This is a genomic window from Jeotgalibacillus proteolyticus (genome assembly GCF_002926065.1).
Taxonomy (GTDB): Bacteria; Bacillota; Bacilli; order Bacillales; family Jeotgalibacillaceae; genus Jeotgalibacillus; species Jeotgalibacillus proteolyticus.
Window position 1 is genome coordinate 310751 of the sequence record NZ_PREZ01000002.1, and the last position, 22277, is coordinate 333027.

A 22277-nucleotide genomic window follows, 5' to 3' on the forward strand; every position below is an offset into this window, starting at 1 on the left:
TAAGGATTCTTTTCACTTTATGCGAGGGTTGAAAACGAAAGAACCTATTTAATCCTGGGGCTTAGTGGGTAACAGAGGTCCCGTGCCCATCTGCCAGACTTTCATGAAGTGCACTGTTAATGGCCATGGCAATGATATTTGCTGCCTGCTCCATAAATAAGTCCGTATCTTTCGGTGTCACAATTAAATTATGTCCAAGAGGAGAAAGAACTTCTTCAAGGAGCTGTCTTTTTTCATGATCCTCAAGCTCGCCCATCATCCCAAGATATACTTTTCTTTCTTCCTGTGTAGGCAGGTCCTTCTCAGTCAATTTTTTTGTGCCTGGCAGCGCACCAACTGAAAGAGAATTTGAAGGATTATCCTGTGTCCTTTTTTTCTGTCCGAGCGTTTTCAGGTAATAATTCAGCGTATCCTGTGTAATCGTTACCGCATCAACAACTGTTGGAATACCGATGGATACTACTGGAACCCCGAGTGTCTCAAGGCTGATTTCTTTTCTTTTATTTCCTACACCCGCTCCAGGCTGAATGCCTGTGGAAGAAATTTGAATCGTAGCATGAATCCGCTCCACTGCTCGTGCAGCAAGTGCATCAATGACAATAACGGCCTCAGGCTTAACTTTCTCAACAATGCCATGAATAATATCACTCGTTTCCATACCGGTTAATCCCATCACCCCGGGAGCGATCGCAGAAACCTTTCTGAAGCCCTCCTCTACTGCCTCCGGCTCATTGTGAAATAAATGATTTGTTATAAACACATTCTCACACACAAGCGGACCAAGAGAATCAGGGGTTATCTGCCAGTTCCCAAGCCCGACAACTAAAATATGTGCTTCACTTGAAATGTTGGAAAGCGGCAGAAATTCACGTATTACTTTTTCAAGCGCTTGTGAAATTGATTGCTGCCATTTTTCGTTTTGTGTTCTAAGCTGAGGCACCTCGAGTGTCCAATAATGCCCTTCTTTTTTGCCCAGCTGCTGCTCAGCACTTTTAGGCACAACGACCTTACTTACTGTAAAGTGATCTACTTTATCTTCAGATACTTTAATCTCTTCTTTGATCGTTGGCTCTTGGAGTAATTGTTCTTCAACAGCCGTTTCAAATGCTTCAATAGCTAAATCCGTCCGCATGGAGATCATAACCTATCCCTGCTTTCTTTTTAAAAGATAGGTTTTGCGTAATAAGCACTTTCCATTCATACAATCCTCTTTTTTCTAACTGGTTTAGGAGTATTTTTCGTCACATCTATTGCAATCTCTCTCCCCCTTTGATAAAATATCCCTTGTTCTTATGTAAATTAACGCTATGTCCTTAAATGGAAATTCGCATGGCGGGTGCACTGAAACTCGCATATGCGGGTTTTGAATTGCTAAATCGAGTCATATAGAACCTCGATCCAATTTGGGAGGTGACATGAATGCCAAATATTAAATCTGCTATTAAACGCACAAAAACGAGCGAAGCACGCAATGTACAGAACACTCAGCAAAAATCTGCTATGCGTACAGCTGTTAAACGTTTTGAAGCTGCCGTTGAAACTAACGCTGACAACAAAAACGAACTTCTTTCATCTGCTGTAAAGCAGCTGGATAAAGCAGCTCAAAAAGGCTTAATCCACAAAAATAACGCAGATCGCAAAAAAGCCAGCTTAATGAAAAAAGCTAACGCATAATGCGATTTAAAAAGGCCCTCAGCAATGAGGGTCTTTTTTTAATGACTTTGAGTATGAAGTCTGGTCAGGAAAAATTCAATGACCATTTCTTTATTAAAGCCTGATGTCTTCATGTCCAGATCACATTGAGCAAGCGACAGCATTATTGAAGAAAGCTTTGAAGATGAAAATGCCTGAGCATGCTTAGCAGCAAGCTTTACCCGAAAAGGATGCACCTTTAATTGAGATGCAATTTGCTGCTGTCCGTAGCCTTTGGAAGCGAGGGACTTAACCTGGTAAATGAGTCTGAACTGTCCTGCAAGAAGGGCCAAAATTTTCAGCGGCTCTTCCTTTTGCTTTAACAGGTCCCAGTAAAGTTGAAGAGCTTCATCAATACGGTTATGCACAGCGCGGTCTATTAAGTCAAAAACGTTTTGTTCGATTGAACGCGCTGTCAGCTTCTCAACCATTTCAACTGTAATTTCACTTGTTTCCAGCGCATATAATGAAAGCTTATCAATTTCTCCCGCAAGCATAAATAAGTTAGTTCCTGCAAGCTCTACGATTTTCTCTGCAGCAGCCTCCTGTATTTGAACGCCGGCCTGTCCTGCCCGCTGCTTAACCCATGTACGTATATCATGTTCCTTTAATTTTTTTGCTTCAAGAACCGTTGCACTTTTTTTCAGCTGTTTCGTGATTTTTTTTCGTTCATCCAGTTTTTCATATGGGGCAATCAGAACAAGGATTGTATAAGGCGCAGGCGATTCCAGGTATGACTGAAGAGAAGTTAAATTCGTCTCTGCCTTCTCTTTTTTCTTTTCAGCAGTTAAAAATTGCGGATTATGTATAAAGACCACTCTGCGCTCTCCCATGAAAGGAAAGGTTTCAGCATCCTCCATTGCAAGCTCCAGTGTATCTCCGTCCTCCAGATCATAGGAGGAAAAATTAAAATCCATTTCCTGTTCCAGGATGGCATGTTGAAGAAGAATCTGTTTTGTCTCCTTAATTAAAAAAGGCTCATCTCCATATACTAAATACACCGGAGCGAATTTTTTCTGCTTCATAGCTGTCCATTCTTTAACGATCATCAAATCCGCTCCATTTCATTTACTTCTTCCTTCTATCGTAAAAAACTTTAACGGATTTGACAAGCGCTGTAAAACATTATGTAAAGGGAACCGCTTAGGCCATACATGATGACGTAAGCGGGTATTTAAACGCTTTACACAGGGCCCTAGGAATTCCTGTGCAAAACGGAGCACCTACATGTATTATCACCTTATAATCTTGAACTATTTGTGATAAAGCGTACCATGACAGGAAAAAACTTTTGTAGGTATGGATTTTTTTTTATCCATCCTCTATACTGAAATAGAAATAGGAGGGGTATTTATGAACGAATTCGAAAATAATGTGCAGTCAAAACGTAACGATCTAATTGACTCAGGTGTAGCGTTCGTTGTATCTTTTGGTTTTTTCGCATTACTTTTTGCAGTTGGAACCATTGTCTCATTTGTAGGATCTTAACTAAATGTATAAAAGGGCCGGCTGATGCAGGCTCTTTTTTCATTTGTTCAGCTTTATAACCCACTCTGTTCTTATTCTCCATCGTATGGAAAAATCGTCCGAAAGGTTCCCTTTTTTCCTTGAAATTGATAGTCAATTGCTCCATGGGAATACGTTCCAAATAATACGATTTCTTTGTCTTCAATTCGGCTGACTACATCACTGTGGGGATGATTATAGCGATTCTTAGCTCCAGCCGAGATAATAGCGTAATCAGGGTCTACCTGGTCAAGAAACGCCTCTGTGGTAGATGTTTTGCTTCCATGATGGCCAATCTTTAATACATCCGCACTAAGAGATGGGTAGCGCTCCATAAGCTCCGCCTCGCCTTCTGCTTCAAGATCTCCAGTAAATAGCCATTCCAATCCCCCTATCTCTGCTTTGACCACCAGCGAATCATTATTGCCTGTGTACTCCTCGTCGTGCGGGTACATTAATTCAAATAAACTTTCACCCGCTGTCCACATGTATGGTGCCTGCACTTCAAAAACAGGTATTGAAAGTTCATGGAGTTCTGTGAGCATATCAGAAACTGTTTCCTTCTCATAAGAGCCCGGCGAAATCCATACCTCTTTAATATCAGCATAAGCGGCAAGGTCAACAGTTCCTCCTATATGATCCCAGTCACCATGGGTGAGAATAAGCCTGTCAATGGATGTTGTCCCTCTTCCTTTTAACACCGGCCAAATAATTTCTTTTCCGACCGAAAAGCTGTTTTGTTCATCCCCAAAACTTATTGCGCCCCCAGTATCAATCAAATAAGTTCCTTGCCCCAAAGGCAAATCAATCAGAATGCTGTCCCCCTGCCCTACATCAATAAACAGGATGCTTCCTTGTAAGCTGTATCTTCCGGAAAGCCAGTCCACTGTTAAGGCAATAAGCAGCAGCAGAGCAGGCTTTACGAATATTCTTTTTTCTAAAAAGAAAAACAGTAAAAGACTAAGACCTATATAGACCATTACTAAAAAATAGGATGGCTTTCCGAAGACCAAAACCACATAAGGAAAGCTCGAAAGGTATAAAGAAACTTTATTAAGAAGAGAGACGCCTGCTTCAAGCCCTAAAGAAAGAAAATAGGTGAGCTCCTGATTAAAAAATGAAAGAAAATATAAAATGAATAATGAAGGAAGCAATACAATTGTAAATAGAGGAATGTAAAAAAGGTTTGTGAAAAAACCCGCTATTGATGTCTCGTGGAAATGAAAGAGGAGAATTGGCAGCGAACCGACCTGGGCAACTGTAGTCACTTTAAGAATTGCAAAAAGTTTTGAAGACGCTTTAAGAAAGCCGGGTGCAGATAAAATGATTGAAAAGCTGACAGTATAACTTAGCTGAAAACTGACTTGACTAAGCACTGCGGGATTAATGAGAAGCTGGATTATAAAGGTAATGCAAAGAGCCTGTAGTAACGTTATTTTTTTTGAGACCATGGTAAAAAATATCACCGCTATTATACTGCTGACTGCCCTGACAACAGGGGGAGATCCACCTGTCATTGCCGCATAAAGCGGAAGTGCAGCTAATAAACTAAAACGCACATTTTCTTTTGTTACCCCAACCCGTAGAAGCAGCTGCCAGAGCATCGCGACAACCATTCCTACATGCATTCCTGAAATAGCAAGCAAATGAATCACTCCAAGTCTGCGATATGCCTCAAGCAGTTCCTCGTCCATATCAGAGCGGTCTCCAAATAAAAGAGATTTTGCGACTGGCTGAAGGCTGACCGGAAAAATTCTTTCCACACGGTTCATTCCGTGGTCCCTTTTCAGAAGTAATTTTTCTATGGTAGTGAGAGAAAGCGGAACACAATCGGAAAAATCGTGTATGGAAGATACAGTAAATATCCAATGGATAGAAAGGTTTTGCAAATAATGCTGATAATCGAATAAGTAGGGGTTTCTTGCAGGAGAAGGCGCTTCAAGCTCTCCTTTCCATGTACAATTAGAAGGGGTAATAGAAGAAATTTGCTCTTGTGGAGTATCTTTTGGAAGATAAAATCTAACTTGAATTTTTTCGCCATTAACTGTCTCAGCCTGTGCTGATGCTGTTTTATCATTAATTTTTAAAGGAGTCACGATTTTAAGCGGAAGCGTTTTTTCATCGCCGTTTAAGTTAGTGACCTGACTATTAAAAGTGCAGCACCCGTAGATATAAAAAAATACAGCGAAGAGGATAAGAGGCAGGAGAATTTTTAATGGAGGCCGGTGCCTTATAAAAGAAAAAAGATAATAGGGAAGAAAAATCAGCCCCCATATCAGGGAGTGCGCAAAGGCTGCACCGAGCAATGCCATAAGCGCACCAGGAACAATCCATTTCATCTGCTCACTCCTACAGATCTGAATTTTGAAGAAGAGGCTCAAGTGATCTTGCATCAAAAGGCACTTGTTCTACTTTAACATTTGCCTGTTTAAATAGTTCAGCTGCATATGGATGGTTCTTATAATCCTTTGCATAATATAATTTTTTTATCCCAGCCTGAATAATCGACTTTGAACAAGGAAGACATGGAAAGTGCGTGACAAAGATTTCAGCTCCTTCTGTCGGCACACCGAATTTCGCACACTGCAGCAGCGCATTGATTTCTGCATGAATTGTTCTCACGCAGTGATTATCGATTACATAGCAGCCTTCATCGACACAATGTGTGCCTCCTGCTATTGATCCATTGTACCCGCCGGCAATAATTCTGTTATCCCGAACAATCGTTGCACCTACTGTCAGTCTTGTACATGTGCTTCTTAACGCCAGCAAATGGCTTTGCGCCATAAAATATTGATCCCAGGAAATTCTGTCCATCTTGTAGTGCTCCTTTCTAATCCAACCAAAGCATGCATTTATTTTATATCGATTACGTCTTTCATTTTATCAAACGTTTTATCTCCGATGCCGGAAATATTTTTAATATCCTCGATTGTTTTAAATCCTCCTTCATTTTCTCTGTAGTCAATAATAGCCTGCGCTTTAGCCGGACCTATGCCAGGAATTGTTTCAAGTAGCACAGCATCAGCTTGATTGATATTGATTTTACTCTCCTGGCTATTTGCAGCTGTTGAAGTCTGGGACATGTTGTCAGGCATCTCTTCCCCTTCTTCGGGAATGTAAATAACCATTTCATCAACCAGTTTCAAAGAGAGATTTACACCTGTCATATCCGCATTTTCAGTTTGAAAACCAGCCTGCTCAATCAAATCAGCCACACGTTCCCCTTCCTTGACCGTGTAAACCCCTGGGACCTTAACAGCGCCTTTTAAATCAACCTTTATTAATTCATAGGATAAGGGAACTGTTTGTTCCGCAGCAGCATATGTGATTTCTTCATCCGGAATCATAGGGGTTGGGACGGGAACTTCTGAGGGGTTTGTGAATAGGTTAAAAAGGAGAAAAGCGATGAGGAGCACTGGGGGGATAATAACTATTGAGCGTTTATTAGAGTCTAGCCATTGCTTCAACCTGGTTCTACCTCCTGATTGCATGCAGCAGGAAAGAAAGGAGCTTACGCTTATTATTCCATATTCTGCGTAAAATTACATTAAAAATAAAAAGATGAGAGGAAATCTCATCTTTTTATTTTCTGACCGTAAAGAAAATTCTTTCACTGTCCTCTTTCGGAGGCAAATCAGTAAAATCTGCAGAAATCGATTGCATATCAAACCCTGCTTCTTCAGTCATCGCTATATAGTTGTCAATCGTATACGTTCGCTGCTTGTGAAGCTCATCAAAGCGGATGTACGAATTACGACTGGGATCTTCAATAACAAAAAATGATAATTCATGTTCGACGCTATGCGGGCTTTCCCCAGGGAATGAATTCCATATATACGCAATATCTCCATCATCCCAAGTAAACGTCTGGTCAATGAATAAATGTTCAATCTTATAAATAGAATGAACATCAAATAAAAGCAGTCCGCCCGGATTCAAAAGCTGATACATGGCAGCAAATGTTTTCCTGACGTCTTCTTCTGTTTCCACATAATTAATTGAATCACAAAAAATAGTTATAATATCAAACATCCCAAGTCCGTCAGCTTCTGCCATGTCCTGTTGAAATAACTGAAGAGCAACACCTGATTGCCTTGCCTTTTGTGAAGCAACAGCAAGCATGGTTTCTGACAGGTCAATCCCGGTTACATCAAAGCCTTCCTGGGCAATTTTAATGGTCCATTCCCCAGTACCGCACCCTACATCAAGCAATTTTTTGCCACTGACCTTATGATGCTTGGCTCTATCTAAAACAAACCTGGTCCAGTCATCGTAGGGCATGTCATTCATCAGCTTGTCATAAACTTCTGCAAACCGCCCGTAGCTCATCCGTTAATGCGGCTTGTCATATCTTCAAGCGGCGCGTCTCCCCAAAGCTTTTCGAGCTTATAATAATCACGTTCTTCACGGTGGAATACGTGGACGACTACATCACCAAGATCTACTAATACCCAGCGCGCTTCATCGTACCCTTCCATTCGCTTTATTGTGTAGCCTTCTTCCTCGGCACGATCCTTTACTTCTTTTGCGATTGCCTGGACCTGCTTATCGGAATTTCCGTGGCAGATAACGAAATAGTCCGCAATGAGGGAAATCCCGTTCATGTTTAATGCAACTATATCTTCTGCACGTTTGTCGTCTGCAGCTTTATAAGCAACCTTTAATAGTTCAGCTTCATTCATATTTGCTTTTCTCCTTTTGCAGCATCAAATCATTATAACACTCAAGTGTATCCGGAAAGATGCGGGCTTTTTTGTCCATTAAAAATGAAATGGATTGTTTAACTGTTTTTCTCATGGCCTTTTCTAAATCAGTAAAGGCGATTTTTCTTATCTCTTCAGCTTCCGGAAATTTTCTTCCAGGTTCAATAAAATCAGATAAATAAATAATTTTTTCAAGAAGGCTCATACCTGCGCGTCCAGTGGTGTGAAAGCGGATCGCATTTAAAATATCCTGGGACTCAATGGCCATCATTACTTTAGCCAAATATGCTCCAACCGGCGCATGCCATAACTCATGGTGAAAAAGCAGCAATCTTTCATCCATCTGTTCCTTTTTTATGATATCTCTCATATCATCCCTGCTGTGGTGCTTTGCCATGTCATGAAGAATGGCAGCCATCTCTGCTTGCTCCACATTTTCCCCGTATTTTTCTGCTAAAGCCTTTGCTGTTTCCATTACACCAATCGTGTGAATATATCGCTGTTCCGGCAATACTTCTCTTACATGAGCTAACGCTTCTTCACGATTCATATAAACCCTCCTTGGTAATATATTCATTTACCTGCTGCGGAATTAAAAAGGTCACATTTGAGCTGCTTTGCAATCTCGTACGAATAAAGGATGATGAAAGGTCAATCATTGGAGCGGAAATGAATGTCACTGGAAACCCGGTTTCTCCTGTGTAGCCGGGACGCATAAATCCGATGAAACGGATTTCTTTTACTAGCTCTTCGACTCGATGCCACTTCGGAAGGAAGTCGATCATATCTCCGCCTATTATAAAATAAAATTCTGTATCAGGCTCCCTTTTTTTAAGCTGTATTATTGTATCATACGTGTAAGAGATTTCAGATCGATCGAATTCAATTAATTCAAGTTTAAAATAATCAATTTCTTTAATAGCTAAGCTGATCATATTAATTCTGTCCTGATCGGCCGGAGGATTATACATCTCTTTATGGGGTGATTTCGCACTTGGCATAAATCTCACTTCATCAAGACCGAGTGCGTGATAGGCTTCGTTTGCCATAATTAAGTGGCCTATATGAATTGGATTAAATGTTCCGCCAAGGATTCCCACTCTTCTGTTTTTCATTATTTAACCTTAGGTAATTCCAGCTTCTTGTTCTCACGTGATTCTTTATAAATGACGATGGTGCTGCCGATGGTTTGAACGATTTCACTTCTTGTGCCCTTAGAAATATCTGCTGCGACCTCATCTTTGTCCTGTTCACAATTTTGAAGAACACTTACCTTAATCAGCTCTCTGGCTTCCAGCGCTTCTCCAATTTGCTTAATCATGTTTTCATTTACTCCGCCCTTGCCCACTTGAAAAATTGGGGTAAGGTGGTGCGCTTCTGATCGTAAGAAGCGTTTTTGCTTTCCTGTTAACATATAACTCCTCCTAAATTCTCTGTAATCATTTTTATTGCTTTTTTTGTATCTGGCTGACTGCCTGTCCAATAAGAAAATGCCAGGGCTCCCTGGTGGACAAACATTCCAACTCCATTTAAAGTATCGGCTCCTTCTGCCTTGGCTCTTTTCAAAAATTCAGTCTCCAGCGGATTATAAATTATATCGACTGCGAGTGTATCTTTTTTCATCAAACCAAGTTTAATTGGAGATTGACCGATAGCAGGAGACATGCCTACTGAGGTGGTATTAATAATGATATCAAACTGTTCCGGATTTTCCTCAGCAGCAGTCATTGTAAGAGCCTGGGCAGAATCATGTGTTGAAACATCCTTTATTAAAGCTTCAGCCCGGCTGACGGTGCGGTTTGCTATATAAAGCCTTTTTGGCTGAAGCTTTAGAAGAGCATGATAAATTCCTTTCGCAGCTCCTCCTGCACCTAAAATTAAAATAGAGGACTTTTTAATCTCACCGGATGTCCTTTTAGTTAGCAAAGACTCAACAAATCCTTGTCCATCGGTATTTTTGCCAATTAAACGAGGACCATCAGCTACAACAGTATTTACTGCGCCTATTACTGCAGCTGACTCATCAATCTCATCCAGGAAAGGAATAATGGATTCTTTATGTGGAATTGTAACATTCCAGCCTTTAATCCCTAAAGCTTTCATTCCTTTAATGGCATCCTCCAGGTTTTTCGGCTCAATCGTAAAAGCATGATAGGAAGCGTCAATTCCTTCTGCTTCAAACCACTGATTATGCATAAGCGGTGATTTTGAATGCTTAATTGGATTGCCGATCACGCCATATAAAGAAGACAAAGCTATTCCCTCCAGTTTAAATAAGTGATTTCCTTACCAGTACACTTACTCCTTTTGGGGCGTAAGCGGCAATTTTTGCACCCGGCTCGTTTATCGTTATCCAGCCTAATCCTGAAAAAACGATGTCCATTTTTTCATCCTTTACTGAAAACTCATGCTTAACAAGCTCCGGAAAGCTTTCAAGATCCTCTCTTCGGGGAGGGGTCAGTAATTCTCCTGCATGCTTTTCATATAAATTATCGGCATTTTCAAGCTTTGTGCGATGAATTTCGAGTTCGTTCGAAAAATAGCATGTAAATGATTTTTTCCCCCCGCTCATATAATCAAAGCGGGCAAGACCCCCCACAAACAATGACTGCTCTTCGTTCAGCTGAAAGCTCTTAGGCTTCATCTCTTTCCGCGGCATTACCCGTTTCAAGTCTTTTTTGTTTATTACATGGGCCATCTGATCCCGATTTATGATCCCTGGCGTATCAATAATAGCCTGCCCATCATCGAGCGGAATTTCAATCATATCAAGAGTAGTTCCCGGGAACTGGGAAGTGGTAATAATATCCTCTTCACCTGTCACTTCTTTAATAATCCGGTTAATAAAGGTGGATTTCCCTACATTCGTACAACCGACAATATACACGTCTTTTCCCCGGCGGTGCTTTTCAATGACGTCAAGCGTTTCCTTTATATGATGGCCTTTTTCAGCGCTGCAAAGGAGCACTTCTGCAGGTTTAAGCCCCAGCTGCTTTGCTTCGTATTTCATCCAATTTATCAGCTTATTGGGCTTTACGGACTTTGGAAGTATATCTGATTTATTTCCTATTAATATCACTGGATTTTTCCCGACAAAGCGATGTAAACCGGCTAAGAAGCTGCCATTAAAATCGACGATATCAACAACTTTTACGATAAGAGCATCTACTTCGCCCAGTCCGTTTAAAATTTTCAGAAAATCATCATCCGTCAGTGCTACGTCCTGGACCTCGTTATAATGCTTTAATCGGAAACATCGTTGACATACTACCTGCTCTTTTTCAAGGCTTGAAGGAGGTGCATAGCCAAGTCCTTCTTTATTTTCAGTTTGAATTATTACTCCGCAGCCAATACAGCTAACTACATTTTCACTCACTTCGGATCCTCCCATTGAATCATATTCTTACGTTTAAAGAATTTTAAGATGCGGCGTTCAATTCTTCTGTTTATCCGTGTCAAAAAGCCATCTGTTTTTGCTACAGGCACGACTAGAATTGTATATAGTTTATTAAGATTTCCGCCAAGAACATCGGTTAAAAGCTGATCTCCTATAACTACAGTTTCTTCTTTTTTTACTCTCATATCCTTTATCGCCTGTCTGAAAGCTTTTCCTCTTGGCTTTCTAGCATGATAAATAAATGGTACGCCAATCGGATCTGAAAATGCCGATACGCGAAGCTGATTGTTATTGGAAACAATCGTCACAAGAATTCCATTTTTTTGCATTGATTCAAGCCACTCAATAAGCCTTGGTGTGGCATTTTTACGGTCCCATTCAACAAGTGTATTATCTAAATCAGTTATGACTGCTTTAATTCCCTGTTCTTTTAACTTTTGTGGTGTTATTTCAAAAACACTATTCACAAATTCGTTTGGCAGAAATAATTTTATCAACACGCTCACCTCTTTTAGCTTTAAATTATAATAATAACGTAATAATACAAGGATATCAAAAGCCTATGGATATGTCAGAATGATAAGAATCGTTCGACAAATTCAGCCAATTTCATCAAACTGTGGATAACTTTTCCTCGATTCTAATCGATGTTAGTCTTGGATTTTGAAAAGATATCTACAAGTTTTACACAGCTTATCCACTGCATGCTGTGGATAAGAGAACGGTTGTTCTTTCAAATTTCATCTGATAATCTAACTGTAGGAAAACCGAACCGAAAGGAGTCAAACTGATGGACAAGCTGCCTCTGCACTTACTTATTGAAGCTCTTTCTGAAGCGAAGCGCCTAAACTTATCTGAGGATTTCATAAAACTTATTCAGGAAGCAATTGAAAAAAGATCTATGACATTAACACTTTAACCACCCGGCGTTTACTTGAAACGTGCAATTTCTTCCCCCATGTGCACCGCACCAGAGTATTTTGTTATGGTCATGACTCCCTGTTCTGCCAGTAAAATTACTGTAGAGCCAAAACGGAATAACCCGATCTCTTCTCCTTTGGTCCAACGTTCACTTGTATTTGTTAAATGAATAGCATTAACAAACATAGCACCTACCTTGATGAATGCCATTTGTCCTTTAGTAGTCCATACTTCAGAGACAACCCGATAGTTTCTGGACAAAGGCTGATCTCCATAGGTTAAGCCTAATTTGTTTACGGGATAGGAGGAACGGCCGATAATAAGCTGTCTTACAACTTCTCCAGTGACGGGAGAATGGATCCTATGGTAATTGGCAGGGCTTAGGTAAAGAACCATGAGCTCTCCTCCTTTGAATACAGCTGCATTTTTTTTACTGCCAACCAATTCCTCTAGAGAATAGTGGACCCCTTTCACCACATATTCGTCCTGTTCTGTGATCGTTCCTGCAAATTCTATGGTTCCATCTACAGGGCTGATAATGCTGTTGTCATCGTTTGCAATCGGTCTTTTATCAGGAAGCACTTTTCTTGTAAAGAAATCCTGCAGAGAGTGATAGCCTTCTTTCGGATGCTCCCATTCATCGTCTTTTATGGAGAAAGCTTTTTTATAAGAGGGGATAATTTTTTTACTTAAGGAAGATGAACTGTATTTGCTTATGATTAATGAACTAGTCCTGCCGTTCGTTAATTCGACAAATTTTCGGTAAATAAACCGCTTCACTTGATGGCACCTCCGGGTTTCTTCAAAATTATAGTCTTAACAATAAGTTCTAAAAAGGGTACAATAAGTATATTAACCGTATGAGGGAGGACCCCAGTGTCATTTTTGCAGGTAATCGATATCACCTTTAAGAAAGTAAAAGCCCAAACGGCAAATATTCTGACCTTATCTAATTTGGTTCTTGGCGGCTTTGCTGCTTTATATAGTACTTCCGGTCATTTTTCTTTAGCAGCTCTGCTCATTTTCATCGCCGCTTTCATGGACCGTTTTGATGGAATGGCAGCAAGGAAATTGGGAATTGAGTCTGAATTAGGGAAGCAGCTTGATTCCATGAGTGATCTTGTCTCTTTTGGTGTTGCTCCTGCACTTTTACTATATCATTCATTTTTATTTGAGTTTGGTGCAAGCGGTATGATTTTAACAATCTTTTACATAGGATGCGGCGCATATCGCCTGGCTCGCTTTAATACAAAGCAGCCTTCGTGTTATTTTGAAGGACTGCCAATAACAGCTGCAGGCTGTTTAGCTGCTTTAAGCTACCTTGCTATGCCGATTTTATCCATCGCTTCTCATATTACCATAATGTTTGTGTTATCACTATTGATGGTTAGTCCTTTAAAGGTGAAGAAAATGTAATCAAAGTACAGCCAGATATCTGGCTGTACTTTTTTTGTTCGGAAATTTCGCGCTAGCAATAATGTCTAAAACTCGAGAATGAAAACTGCCTTAGAAGTGGGACTAGCAAGTTTTTGTCCTTCCTTACATATAGTTTAGAAAACACTGGAAGGAGGGTCAAACTTTGTCCGGTCTATTACTGGCACTATTGATAGCTCTTGGGGACACCACTTCATTAATGGGATACTTCAAACAAAATGCATTCCCGCAGCCGCTTTCTAAAGAGAAAGAAAAAGAAATGATCGAACGAACTCTTCTGGGGGATGAGGAAGCCCGGAAGGTTTTAATTGAACACAACCTCAGGCTGGTCGCACATATTGTTAAAAAATTTGAGAACACCGGTGAATCGAATGAAGATTTAATTTCAATCGGCACGATCGGTTTAATCAAAGCAATTGAAAGCTACTCCTTTGAAAAAGGAACAAAACTTGCTACCTATGCTGCCAGATGTATTGAAAACGAAATACTTATGTTCCTTAGATCGTTAAAAAAGGTGAAAAAGGACGTTTCCTTAAACGATCCTATTGGTGAAGATAAGGACGGCAATGCCATCAGCCTCATCGATGTACTTCGGGGCGAAGAGGATGAGCTCGACCAGGTAATACAAAATAAAATGAATCAGGAAAAAGTGAGAACCTTTATTCAATCACTTGAGCCTCGGGAAAAGGATGTTATTACTCAGCGTTTTGGATTAAATGGACTCGAAGAAAAAACGCAGCGGGAAATCGCCAAGGAGCTTGGCATATCCAGAAGCTACGTTTCAAGGATTGAAAAAAGGGCTCTTATGAAGCTTTTTCATGAGTTTTCCCAGGCTGAACGCATCATTGAGGATTCGAACAGGGATTAGATACGCTGTGCTGCTACTTCCTTCACAATACCTAATACAAGATTGGCAGAATTCACAGCTGCCTTTTCGAGATACTGGTCAAAGGAAATATTTGATTCCTTTCCTGCAATATCTGAAAGTGAGCGAATAATAACAAATGGAATCCCATATTGATGTGCAACCTGCGCAATCGCTGCTGCTTCCATTTCAAGCGCCTGTAGATTTTCAAATTTATCTCTTAACGCCTCCACCCGTACAGGATCATTCATAAACGAATCTCCTGTTGCAATCAGCCCGCTAACCGCCTGAACGTTTTCAATAGCTTCAGCCGACCTTTCTGCCGCTTCTTTTAGCGTTTGATGGGCAATAAAGGCTGCAGGGAGATTGGGCACCTGTCCGTATTCATACCCAAAGACGGTTACATCTACATCGTGGTGTCTCACCTCGGTGGAAATAACAATGTCACCTATATTTAAAGAAGGATCAAACCCTCCAGCAGATCCTGTATTTATAATTACATCAGGTTTATACCGTTCAACTAAAATGGTGGTTGTCATCGCTGCATTTACTTTTCCTATTCCGCTTCTTACAAGTACAACCTCAGCATCATTAATCATCCCGGATATAAATTCACTGTTCGCGATTGTTGCTTTTTCTGCATTCTTAATATTTGAGCGCAAAAATGTCACTTCTTCTTCCATGGCACCTATAATGGCAATTTTCATAGCTCGCCTTCAACCCCCTTATGATTTCAAAACTTCTTTGACTTTATCATAGCAGCAATGCTTTTTCAATTCTCATATGTCTTAAAAAAATGATACAATTAATAAAGTTGATTGTTTTAATCAGGGGGAGTTTGAAAATGGCATTTACGATTGAAAAGCTAGAAGACAAAGTGGAATTTTATGAAGCTTACTCTATTCAAGAGCTTGAGAAGAAAATTGAACAGCAAATCAGTTACAACCAGGCAATCCTGCTCAAGGTCCACTCAGTTTCACATCAGGTTATAATGGACGATAAAGGTCGGCCTTTTTATACTGCTGTTGTCCACTATAAATCATGAGTTTATAATTTTTGCTGCCGGAACGATCCTGGCAGCTTTTTTTAATAGGTTATTCACAGAGCTTTTTGTTTCACAAAAAAGCCTGCAGAAAAATGTGATTTCTCTGCAGGCCCTCATGTTATGCTCCAGGTTTAAGTTTTTCCATCTTAACCGGCTTCCATCCTTTTTGATCAACCCATTCTAAATATACACGGTATTTAGAATTTGAATCAGCTTTTGTGGAGACAGTTCCTACTGATTTTTGCGGGCTGCCCTCATGATTTCCAATAAACCAGATCGTCATATTGTCCTCATCGATTCCGGTAGCGTAAGAGATTGCTTGTACTTTCTCATTCCAATCAACTGTTCCTTCATCATAAGAAGATGCATGTTCTCCGGATTGAGAGGTTCCGACTGGCTTCCAGTTTTTATTTACTGTTTGTTCCTGAACCTCAGGGTCATTGCTTGAAGATGTTTCAACATCTGACTCTTTTTCTTCTTTTTCTTCTTCTTTACGTTTTTCTTCTTCTTTACGTTTTTCCTCTTCTTTACGTTTTTCCTCTTCTTTACGTTTTTCCTCTTCTTCTTTTTCTGCTTTCTCTTCATCTTCCGTCACTGACATCTCTTCATCTTCTCCATTTTCCTTTGAAGCAGTTTCTTCTGTATCCCGTTCGTCTGCATTCTTTTGAGCTTCATCATCTGAGTCCTTTGAGGCAAGATGCTGCTGTGCAATAGACTCCTCTTCATCACTTACCTGCTGCTCGGAGTCCTCCGATCCTAAAAAAACCACTGCTCCTATAATTACAATTAATCCTAGCACCACTGCAATGGAGGTGTTATAGATTAAATTAGTCCGGCGCTTCTTATCCTGCTTACTTAATCTTGAATTACTATCATATGACATCTTGCATCACTCCTGTTAAAGGTTTTTACTACGGAATCTAACTTAGCATAACATGTTGGTACCTGTTTTACACAAGTGCAAACCATCCTATTCTAAACTAGGTCAGTTTACCTGTATGGTTAGTAGACGGATGAATATGGTTTAAAGTTACAAAAAAACTCCAGGTAAGCTTACTTACCTGGAGCAATCCATCGTTTTTATTTAATTGATACAATTTTTACATCCATATCCCCGCCTGGTGTCTGCACCTTCACTTCATCTCCTACTACTTTTCCAAGCAGGCTTTTCGCTATTGGAGAATCGTTTGAAATACGCCCTTCGAATGGATCAGCTTCTGCACTGCCGACAATGGTATATTCTTCTTCATCACCATTTGGCATTTCAACAAATTTAACGGTTTTACCCAATGTGACAACGCCATCCATCGAACCGTCTTCTTCAATAATTTTAGCGTTTCTAATCATTGCTTCAAGTGTAGAAATACGCCCTTCAACAAATGCCTGTTCTTCCTTGGCTGAATCATACTCAGAGTTCTCAGATAAATCGCCAAAGCTGCGGGCAATCTTTATGCGCTCCACTACTTCTTTTCTTTTAACAGACTTCAGCTGCTCCAGTTCCTGTTCCAGCTTTTCCTTCCCCGCCTGGGTCATTGGATATACTTTTTCATTAGACAAAACCCTTCACTCCTTTAAATGCAAGACAAATTCACTTCTTAGTCATGCTATGTGTTCGTTACCCCTTTTATGAAGTAAGGTAAAAAAGAGGATTAATTGGAAATCCTCTTTACATTCTTTGCTATCATATTACACAATTGACTTTTGTTCAAGAATCGTTTGAATTTTCGTTACCATCAAATCAATAGCTACGTGATTTTGGCCGCCTTCAGGTATGATTATATCTGCATATCGTTTCGTCGGCTCAATAAATTGATTGTGCATTGGACGAACAACTGTAATATACTGCTCCACCACAGAATCGATTGTGCGTCCTCTTTCGTTAATATCTCTCAGCAGTCTTCTGATAATACGTAAATCTGAATCTGTATCTACATAAAGCTTTATATCCATTAAATTTCGCAGACGCTCATCTTCCAATACCAGAATGCCTTCCAGAATAATGACATCTTTTGGTTCTACAGGTATAGTTCTTTCAGCTCTTGTATGAACCGTATAATCATAGACCGGTTTTTCAATCGGTTCCCGGTTTTGCAATGTTTGAATATGCTCAATTAATAGATCATTATCAAAAGCTAATGGATGGTCATAGTTGGTGGCTAAGCGTTCTTCATAAGGAATATCGCTTTGGTCCTTATAATAATAATCCTGTTCAATTAAGGCGATTGAATGGCCTTGAAAGAAATCATATATAGATTTTGTAACAGAGGTTTTTCCTGAACCAGATCCTCCGGTCACGCCTATTACTACAGGTTTATTTCTCATGGTTTTATACGAGCTCCTTTCGCATCATATTTTGTGGGCGCAAAGGTCGCTCAACTTTAAATTGAACAATTTGCAGAGGATGCTTAGCAACATCCAGTTCATTGCCTTTTTCATCCCAGATTTTATCGATAATCTGAGTGAAATTTTCCATACCCGGGCCGAAAAATTCTACTTCCTGACCGCGCTTAAAATAATTTCTCTGCTGCAGTGTAACGATTTTCGATTCCTCATTGTAATCTAAAACCAATCCTGCAAAGTCATACTTTGTTTTCTTTCCATGAACGCCAAACATTTGCTCCTCATGCCCCGGCACTCCTTCAAAGAAGGCTGTTGCTGTTTCACGGTTGGCGCATTTATCAAGCTCCTCAAGCCATTCCTGCTTAATGGTAAACTTATCAGGATCTGCACAATAAGCATCAATAACTTTTCGGTACACACTGACGACAGTAGCCACATAGTGGATAGATTTCATCCGGCCTTCAACCTTCAAGCTGTCAATTCCCATTTCAATCATACGGGGAATAGATTCAATCAGCTTTAGATCTTTAGGACTCATCGCAAACGGGGAATCATCCTTACTAAAAAGAGCCTTCTCTTCTCCATTATCCACTTCATAAAGATCGTAATCCCATCTGCAGGACTGACAGCAGCCTCCCCGGTTTGAGTCACGGGCAGTCATATGATTGCTCAGCACACAGCGTCCACTGTAGGCAATGCACATCGCTCCATGAATAAAAGTTTCGATTTCAATATCTACTTTTTCTTTCATTTCCTGAATTTCATCACCACTTGTTTCCCTCGCCAATACCACCCGGTGGAGTCCTTCTTCCTTCCAGAACTTAACGGCTTTCCAGTTGGAAAGGGATTGCTGTGTACTTAGATGAACTTCGACTTCCGGAGCGACCCGCTTGCATGTTTCAATAATAAGCGGATCTGCTACAATAATGCCTGCAACACCAGCTGAGGCAATCCCTCTCAGGTAATCCTCAAGTCCATCTATGTTTTCATTATGGGCAAAAATATTCGTCGTGACATAAATTTTCGCTCCATATTGCTTAGCGAATTCAACTCCTTCTTTCATTTCTTCCCATGTGAAATTTCCTGCATTTGAGCGCAGCCCGTACTCCTGCCCGCCAATAAAAACAGCATCTGCTCCATAGTGAACCGCTACTTTAAGCTTTTCTAAATTCCCGGCAGGAGCAAGCAGTTCAGGCTTTTTCACAATGACACGTTTGCCATCGATAATGGTTGATATGTTTTCAGTCTTTGATGTTGCCATCTTGTCATCCTCCTACCTTAATAAACGGTTTCTTTAAAGAAGAATCCTGTATCGAGTGGCCGGTGCGGCTGCTGCAGTGCCTCTATTTCCTCGAGCCATTGGTCCTTTATCTCCTCGTAAGCCTCAGGATCTTCTATGCAGGCATCAATTGCTTTGCGATAAAGAGCGGTAACAGCTGTAACGTACTCAGAAGACTGCAAAATCCCTTCAATTTTAAATGAATCAACCCCGGCTTCGATCATTTCAGCTAGCTCATCAATGATGCACATATCATTTGGACTCATAATATGAGTTCCGTTTTCATCTTCAAAAATAGGATACTTATTACTGCGCTCCGGATCATGGAGCAGCATATTTTTTTGTTCTTTCCGGTTTTCGATTTCGAGCGCTTTTCCCTGATACAAAAAATAATTGCCTAAAAGCGATCTTTTTGACTGGAACATACAGGTCATTCCATGTACCTGTACTTCTATTTCAACCTCTGCATTTTCCTTCATTTCAATAATTGCGTCCATTGATAGTTCGCGGGCTAAAACCGCTCTTTTAGCTCCTTTTTTGCCCCAATAATTACAAGTATAATAATTCGTTGCTGTTGTCTCAGTGTTCCAGTGAAGGGGAAGATGGGGTGTTGATTCCCTCGCAGCCATTAACACAGCCGGATCTCCAAAGACTATTGCATCCGCCCCTGCCTGTTCGCAAAAAAGGAGATAGTCATTTAATTCATCAACTTTATCATTATGAAAAATTCCATTAACCGCTATATATACTTTTTTGCCATATTCATGTGCGATTGTTATAGCCTGCTGACATTGCTCTTTTGAGAATTCGGATGCCATACGCAGACCATAGCGCTGTTCTCCAATCATGAATGCATCAGCACCTGCTTCACATAATTTCTTTACATGCTGTACCGATAATGGGGTTACGAGTAATTCCGGTTTGTTCAATGTCTTCACCTCTTTTTACTAACCGCCAGGCCGTCACCGACAGGCAAAATGATTGAATCAAATTCTTTGTTGTTCATTAACCAGTGGTTGTACCGGTCAATTTTTCGCAAAAGCTGCTTTACATTACGGGTTACCTCCGGATCATCCTCTGCAACCAGTCCTTTAAACAGCACATTATCAGTGTAGATGACACCATGCTTTGTCAAAAGAGGCGAATACAATTCAAAAAAGCGGCTGTACTGGCTTTTGGCTGCGTCGATAAAAATGGCGTCATATGCTCCATAACCAGCCGCTTTTTCCTGAAGCTCAAGAGCATCACCAAAAATAAGGTGGATCCTGTCCCTGAAGCCAGACCGCTTAATAAATTCTTTTGCCAGATCCAATCTTTCCTCATCCCGGTCAATTGAGATGATTTCTGTTTCAGGAAGCGCATCTGCCATTCTTAAAGCGGAATAGCCTATTGCAGTACCGACTTCAAGAATCCGTTTCGGCTGCTGGATACGAAGCCACTGAAGAAGAACCTCCATCCCGTCCGTTTCCATAATCGGCACATTTTCTCTCTCGGCGAACTCTTCCATTTCTGTAAACAGCACCGATCTTTTCGGATATAATTTCTCTATATACTGATGAACCTTACTGTCCAATTACAATCCCGCCTTTTGGTCCCTTCGTTTTACATAAAAAAGAGCGTTCACCTTAGCCGCCTGACATGAAAAGAAGAAAGCTTTAATCAGCTTTCCACTTTTGCCGGCCTTCTGAATACGCCAAAAAATACTTGTTCTATTTTAACATAAAAGAAGGAGGAAAGTGAAAAAACTTTCCTCCAGCCTTTCAGGGCATTATAATTATTCTTCCTCTGAATCTTCACCGGCATTGTATATATATTGCTCGGCTTTTTGCTCATGCTCCTCAAGCGTTTCCGAGTAATAAACGACTCCATCCTCAGCAGCTGCTAAAAAGTAATAGTAGTTTGTGCTCTCAGGATTTAAGGTTGCTTCTAATGAAGCGGTTCCGGATGATGCGATTGGCCCCGGCGGCAAGCCGGTATTTTGATAGGTATTGTATGGATGATCAACCTCTAAATCTTCAAACAAAACTCTATCCCGCCATTCTCCCAGCGCATAAAGTACCGTAGGGTCTGTTTGCAGCGGCATCTCGTCTTCAAGTCTGTTATAAAAAATTCCTGAAATAATTGCCCGGTCAGTCGACTCGGTCGCCTCTTCCTCAAGAAGCGAGGAAAAGGTTAACGCTTTATGCACCGTCATTTCATTATCTTCAGGTGAGAAGCTACCGGTGCTGAATTCATTGATGGAGTCCAGGTAAGGGATAACTGCGTCATTTGTCGCCTGCACCATCTGAGTGATTATGATATCAAGACTTGGATTTTCCTCATAGTAAGGGTAGGTAGCAGGAAAAAGATAGCCTTCAAGCGGATATCTGATCGATTCATCCATCACCTCATCTGAAATCAGTTCAGGAAATTTTTCCTGCAAACTTGCTACATAATCAGGATCATTCACTTTTTCCATAAATTCTTCTTCTGTATACGAAGTATTCGTTTCAATAATAGCAGCGATCTCTTCGAGTCTGAGACCTTCGGGAATTGTAACATTAAATATCGGTTCATGATACACAGTACCCGTCTTTAAGCTCTCCGTTATTTCCGCTAAGGTCATTGAAGGCATCAAATCATACGTTCCAGCTTGAAAATCAGACTCATTGTTAAATTTAAGATAATATTTATACACACTGGCATTTTTAACAATATTATTTTCTTCAAGTGTAGATGTTATGGTATTAACAGATGAGCCGATCGGGATTTCCACAGTCACAGGGGTGTCATCCTCTTCGTCTACAGGCTCTAATGCCGAGCTTACATACAGATAGCCTCCAATGCCTGTTCCCACAATTAAAAGGATTAAAACTGCCATTGAGATAAAAACAATTTTCCTCACAAACTTCGCTTCCTTTTTGCGTTCCTGTAAATTAAGAATCCATTGTTCATATTTAGATTGGTTCTCATTCAAACGATTTCCCTCCACCAAACAGCAACAATCAGCAGCCGATTTTTTTCCAATAGGTACATTATACAACAAAAAAACACACAGGCAAAGATTCGCCTGTGTGTTTTTGTCGAATTAAAGAGTAACAGTAAGAAGAAAA

Annotated in this window: 28 protein-coding genes; 6 read left to right on the top strand and 22 right to left on the bottom strand. The window is 40.4% G+C overall.

Features of this window, described 5'->3' with window-relative positions; all coding sequences use genetic code 11:
* Positions 1-61: 61 nt before the first annotated feature.
* Positions 62-1141, bottom strand: coding sequence for a GPR endopeptidase (gpr, locus tag C4B60_RS05250; protein ID WP_104056958.1), 1080 nt, complete (start codon positions 1139-1141; stop codon positions 62-64).
* A 278-nt stretch (positions 1142-1419) separates the two neighbouring features.
* Here gpr and rpsT point away from each other — a divergent pair, with 278 nt between their 5' ends.
* Positions 1420-1674, top strand: a complete 255-nt coding sequence (rpsT, locus tag C4B60_RS05255; RefSeq protein ID WP_104056959.1) for a 30S ribosomal protein S20 — start codon at positions 1420-1422, stop codon at positions 1672-1674.
* 38 nt (positions 1675-1712) lie between these two features.
* Here the strand turns inward: rpsT and holA are convergent, their stop codons facing one another.
* Entirely contained in the window at positions 1713-2741 is a 1029-nt protein-coding gene (holA, locus tag C4B60_RS05260; protein ID WP_104056960.1) for a DNA polymerase III subunit delta, read from the bottom strand.
* Between the two features lie 304 nt (positions 2742-3045).
* Between holA and C4B60_RS05265 the strand changes: the two genes are divergently transcribed.
* Complete coding sequence (locus C4B60_RS05265; protein WP_104056961.1) at positions 3046-3180, top strand: YqzM family protein; 135 nt, start codon at positions 3046-3048, stop codon at positions 3178-3180.
* A gap of 71 nt (positions 3181-3251) precedes the next feature.
* Here the strand turns inward: C4B60_RS05265 and C4B60_RS05270 are convergent, their stop codons facing one another.
* From C4B60_RS05270 to C4B60_RS05320, 11 genes are all read right to left on the bottom strand, one after another.
* Positions 3252-5537, bottom strand: a complete 2286-nt coding sequence (locus tag C4B60_RS05270) for a DNA internalization-related competence protein ComEC/Rec2 (RefSeq protein ID WP_167578582.1) — start codon at positions 5535-5537, stop codon at positions 3252-3254.
* Between the two features lie 10 nt (positions 5538-5547).
* Positions 5548-6015: a ComE operon protein 2 gene (locus tag C4B60_RS05275; protein ID WP_104056963.1), complete on the bottom strand. Its 468-nt coding sequence runs from the start codon at positions 6013-6015 to the stop codon at positions 5548-5550.
* Positions 6016-6053: 38 nt separating this feature from the next.
* Entirely contained in the window at positions 6054-6668 is a 615-nt protein-coding gene (locus C4B60_RS05280; RefSeq protein ID WP_245153878.1) for a helix-hairpin-helix domain-containing protein, read from the bottom strand.
* 115 nt (positions 6669-6783) lie between these two features.
* A complete protein-coding gene (locus tag C4B60_RS05285; RefSeq protein WP_104056965.1) occupies positions 6784-7530 on the bottom strand; it encodes a class I SAM-dependent DNA methyltransferase in 747 nt (248 codons plus the stop codon).
* A complete protein-coding gene (gene rsfS, locus C4B60_RS05290) occupies positions 7527-7883 on the bottom strand; it encodes a ribosome silencing factor (RefSeq protein WP_104056966.1) in 357 nt (118 codons plus the stop codon). The genes C4B60_RS05285 and rsfS overlap by 4 nt, the downstream gene beginning before the upstream one ends.
* Complete coding sequence (gene yqeK, locus C4B60_RS05295; protein WP_104056967.1) at positions 7876-8454, bottom strand: bis(5'-nucleosyl)-tetraphosphatase (symmetrical) YqeK; 579 nt, start codon at positions 8452-8454, stop codon at positions 7876-7878. Before yqeK ends, rsfS begins: the two co-directional genes overlap by 8 nt.
* Positions 8444-9019, bottom strand: coding sequence for a nicotinate-nucleotide adenylyltransferase (locus tag C4B60_RS05300; RefSeq protein WP_104056968.1), 576 nt, complete (start codon positions 9017-9019; stop codon positions 8444-8446). The genes yqeK and C4B60_RS05300 overlap by 11 nt, the downstream gene beginning before the upstream one ends.
* Positions 9019-9318: a ribosome assembly RNA-binding protein YhbY gene (gene yhbY / locus C4B60_RS05305; RefSeq protein WP_104056969.1), complete on the bottom strand. Its 300-nt coding sequence runs from the start codon at positions 9316-9318 to the stop codon at positions 9019-9021. Before yhbY ends, C4B60_RS05300 begins: the two co-directional genes overlap by 1 nt.
* Positions 9312-10157 (bottom strand): shikimate dehydrogenase, encoded by an 846-nt coding sequence (aroE, locus tag C4B60_RS05310; protein WP_104056970.1) that lies wholly within the window; start codon positions 10155-10157, stop codon positions 9312-9314. The genes yhbY and aroE overlap by 7 nt, the downstream gene beginning before the upstream one ends.
* Before the next feature lie 16 nt (positions 10158-10173).
* Positions 10174-11295, bottom strand: a complete 1122-nt coding sequence (gene yqeH, locus C4B60_RS05315; protein WP_104056971.1) for a ribosome biogenesis GTPase YqeH — start codon at positions 11293-11295, stop codon at positions 10174-10176.
* Positions 11277-11801, bottom strand: a complete 525-nt coding sequence (locus C4B60_RS05320; RefSeq protein ID WP_104056972.1) for a YqeG family HAD IIIA-type phosphatase — start codon at positions 11799-11801, stop codon at positions 11277-11279. The genes yqeH and C4B60_RS05320 overlap by 19 nt, the downstream gene beginning before the upstream one ends.
* 290 nt (positions 11802-12091) lie before the next feature.
* Between C4B60_RS05320 and sda the strand changes: the two genes are divergently transcribed.
* Positions 12092-12220, top strand: coding sequence for a sporulation histidine kinase inhibitor Sda (gene sda, locus C4B60_RS05325; RefSeq protein WP_104056973.1), 129 nt, complete (start codon positions 12092-12094; stop codon positions 12218-12220).
* 11 nt (positions 12221-12231) lie between these two features.
* On the opposite strand, the gene C4B60_RS05330 is transcribed toward sda, so the two are convergent.
* On the bottom strand, positions 12232-13002 hold the full coding sequence (locus tag C4B60_RS05330; RefSeq protein WP_104056974.1) for a phosphatidylserine decarboxylase: 771 nt from the start codon (positions 13000-13002) through the stop codon (positions 12232-12234).
* A gap of 96 nt (positions 13003-13098) precedes the next feature.
* Between C4B60_RS05330 and pssA the strand changes: the two genes are divergently transcribed.
* Positions 13099-13638, top strand: coding sequence for a CDP-diacylglycerol--serine O-phosphatidyltransferase (pssA, locus tag C4B60_RS05335; RefSeq protein WP_104056975.1), 540 nt, complete (start codon positions 13099-13101; stop codon positions 13636-13638).
* Positions 13639-13801: 163 nt separating this feature from the next.
* Positions 13802-14524 carry an RNA polymerase sporulation sigma factor SigK gene (sigK, locus tag C4B60_RS05340; protein ID WP_104056976.1) on the top strand — a complete coding sequence of 241 codons (723 nt, stop codon included), beginning with the start codon at positions 13802-13804 and terminating at the stop codon, positions 14522-14524.
* On the opposite strand, the gene mtnN is transcribed toward sigK, so the two are convergent.
* Positions 14521-15228: a 5'-methylthioadenosine/S-adenosylhomocysteine nucleosidase gene (gene mtnN, locus C4B60_RS05345; protein ID WP_104056977.1), complete on the bottom strand. Its 708-nt coding sequence runs from the start codon at positions 15226-15228 to the stop codon at positions 14521-14523. The two genes, sigK and mtnN, sit on opposite strands and share 4 nt — an antisense overlap.
* Positions 15229-15365: 137 nt before the next feature.
* Between mtnN and C4B60_RS05350 the strand changes: the two genes are divergently transcribed.
* A complete protein-coding gene (locus tag C4B60_RS05350; protein ID WP_104056978.1) occupies positions 15366-15566 on the top strand; it encodes a DUF2536 family protein in 201 nt (66 codons plus the stop codon).
* A 118-nt stretch (positions 15567-15684) separates the two neighbouring features.
* Here C4B60_RS05350 and C4B60_RS05355 read toward each other — a convergent pair whose 3' ends face one another.
* The 7 genes from C4B60_RS05355 to mltG all read right to left on the bottom strand — a co-directional run bounded on the left by C4B60_RS05355 (position 15685) and on the right by mltG (position 22141).
* Positions 15685-16449, bottom strand: a complete 765-nt coding sequence (locus C4B60_RS05355; RefSeq protein ID WP_104056979.1) for a DUF1510 family protein — start codon at positions 16447-16449, stop codon at positions 15685-15687.
* Between the two features lie 197 nt (positions 16450-16646).
* Entirely contained in the window at positions 16647-17123 is a 477-nt protein-coding gene (gene greA, locus C4B60_RS05360) for a transcription elongation factor GreA (RefSeq protein ID WP_104056980.1), read from the bottom strand.
* 129 nt (positions 17124-17252) lie between these two features.
* Positions 17253-17888 carry a uridine kinase gene (udk, locus tag C4B60_RS05365; protein ID WP_104056981.1) on the bottom strand — a complete coding sequence of 212 codons (636 nt, stop codon included), beginning with the start codon at positions 17886-17888 and terminating at the stop codon, positions 17253-17255.
* A 4-nt stretch (positions 17889-17892) separates the two neighbouring features.
* Positions 17893-19167 (bottom strand): peptidase U32 family protein, encoded by a 1275-nt coding sequence (locus C4B60_RS05370; RefSeq protein WP_104056982.1) that lies wholly within the window; start codon positions 19165-19167, stop codon positions 17893-17895.
* 17 nt (positions 19168-19184) lie between these two features.
* Entirely contained in the window at positions 19185-20114 is a 930-nt protein-coding gene (locus C4B60_RS05375) for a peptidase U32 family protein (RefSeq protein WP_104056983.1), read from the bottom strand.
* Between the two features lie 5 nt (positions 20115-20119).
* Positions 20120-20758, bottom strand: a complete 639-nt coding sequence (locus C4B60_RS05380; RefSeq protein ID WP_104056984.1) for an O-methyltransferase — start codon at positions 20756-20758, stop codon at positions 20120-20122.
* A 201-nt stretch (positions 20759-20959) separates the two neighbouring features.
* Positions 20960-22141 carry an endolytic transglycosylase MltG gene (gene mltG, locus C4B60_RS05385; RefSeq protein ID WP_104056985.1) on the bottom strand — a complete coding sequence of 394 codons (1182 nt, stop codon included), beginning with the start codon at positions 22139-22141 and terminating at the stop codon, positions 20960-20962.
* Positions 22142-22277 lie beyond the last annotated feature (136 nt).

Excerpts from the sequence above, each read along its gene's own strand:
- yqeK (WP_104056967.1), bottom strand. The coding sequence starts at position 8,454 with ATGAATCGTGAAGAAGCGTTAGCTCATGTAAGAGAAGTATTGCCGGAA.
- yqeH (WP_104056971.1), bottom strand. The coding sequence starts at position 11,295 with ATGGGAGGATCCGAAGTGAGTGAAAATGTAGTTAGCTGTATTGGCTGC.
- C4B60_RS05275 (WP_104056963.1), bottom strand. The coding sequence starts at position 6,015 with ATGGACAGAATTTCCTGGGATCAATATTTTATGGCGCAAAGCCATTTG.
- rsfS (WP_104056966.1), bottom strand. The coding sequence starts at position 7,883 with ATGAATGAAGCTGAACTATTAAAGGTTGCTTATAAAGCTGCAGACGAC.
- C4B60_RS05350 (WP_104056978.1), top strand. The coding sequence starts at position 15,366 with ATGGCATTTACGATTGAAAAGCTAGAAGACAAAGTGGAATTTTATGAA.
- sda (WP_104056973.1), top strand. The coding sequence starts at position 12,092 with ATGGACAAGCTGCCTCTGCACTTACTTATTGAAGCTCTTTCTGAAGCG.
- C4B60_RS05270 (WP_167578582.1), bottom strand. The coding sequence starts at position 5,537 with ATGAAATGGATTGTTCCTGGTGCGCTTATGGCATTGCTCGGTGCAGCC.
- mtnN (WP_104056977.1), bottom strand. The coding sequence starts at position 15,228 with ATGAAAATTGCCATTATAGGTGCCATGGAAGAAGAAGTGACATTTTTG.
- C4B60_RS05355 (WP_104056979.1), bottom strand. The coding sequence starts at position 16,449 with ATGTCATATGATAGTAATTCAAGATTAAGTAAGCAGGATAAGAAGCGC.
- C4B60_RS05285 (WP_104056965.1), bottom strand. The coding sequence starts at position 7,530 with ATGAGCTACGGGCGGTTTGCAGAAGTTTATGACAAGCTGATGAATGAC.
- udk (WP_104056981.1), bottom strand. The coding sequence starts at position 17,888 with ATGAGAAATAAACCTGTAGTAATAGGCGTGACCGGAGGATCTGGTTCA.
- rpsT (WP_104056959.1), top strand. The coding sequence starts at position 1,420 with ATGCCAAATATTAAATCTGCTATTAAACGCACAAAAACGAGCGAAGCA.
- holA (WP_104056960.1), bottom strand. The coding sequence starts at position 2,741 with ATGATCGTTAAAGAATGGACAGCTATGAAGCAGAAAAAATTCGCTCCG.
- C4B60_RS05370 (WP_104056982.1), bottom strand. The coding sequence starts at position 19,167 with ATGGCAACATCAAAGACTGAAAACATATCAACCATTATCGATGGCAAA.
- C4B60_RS05300 (WP_104056968.1), bottom strand. The coding sequence starts at position 9,019 with ATGAAAAACAGAAGAGTGGGAATCCTTGGCGGAACATTTAATCCAATT.
- C4B60_RS05265 (WP_104056961.1), top strand. The coding sequence starts at position 3,046 with ATGAACGAATTCGAAAATAATGTGCAGTCAAAACGTAACGATCTAATT.
- yhbY (WP_104056969.1), bottom strand. The coding sequence starts at position 9,318 with ATGTTAACAGGAAAGCAAAAACGCTTCTTACGATCAGAAGCGCACCAC.
- gpr (WP_104056958.1), bottom strand. The coding sequence starts at position 1,141 with ATGATCTCCATGCGGACGGATTTAGCTATTGAAGCATTTGAAACGGCT.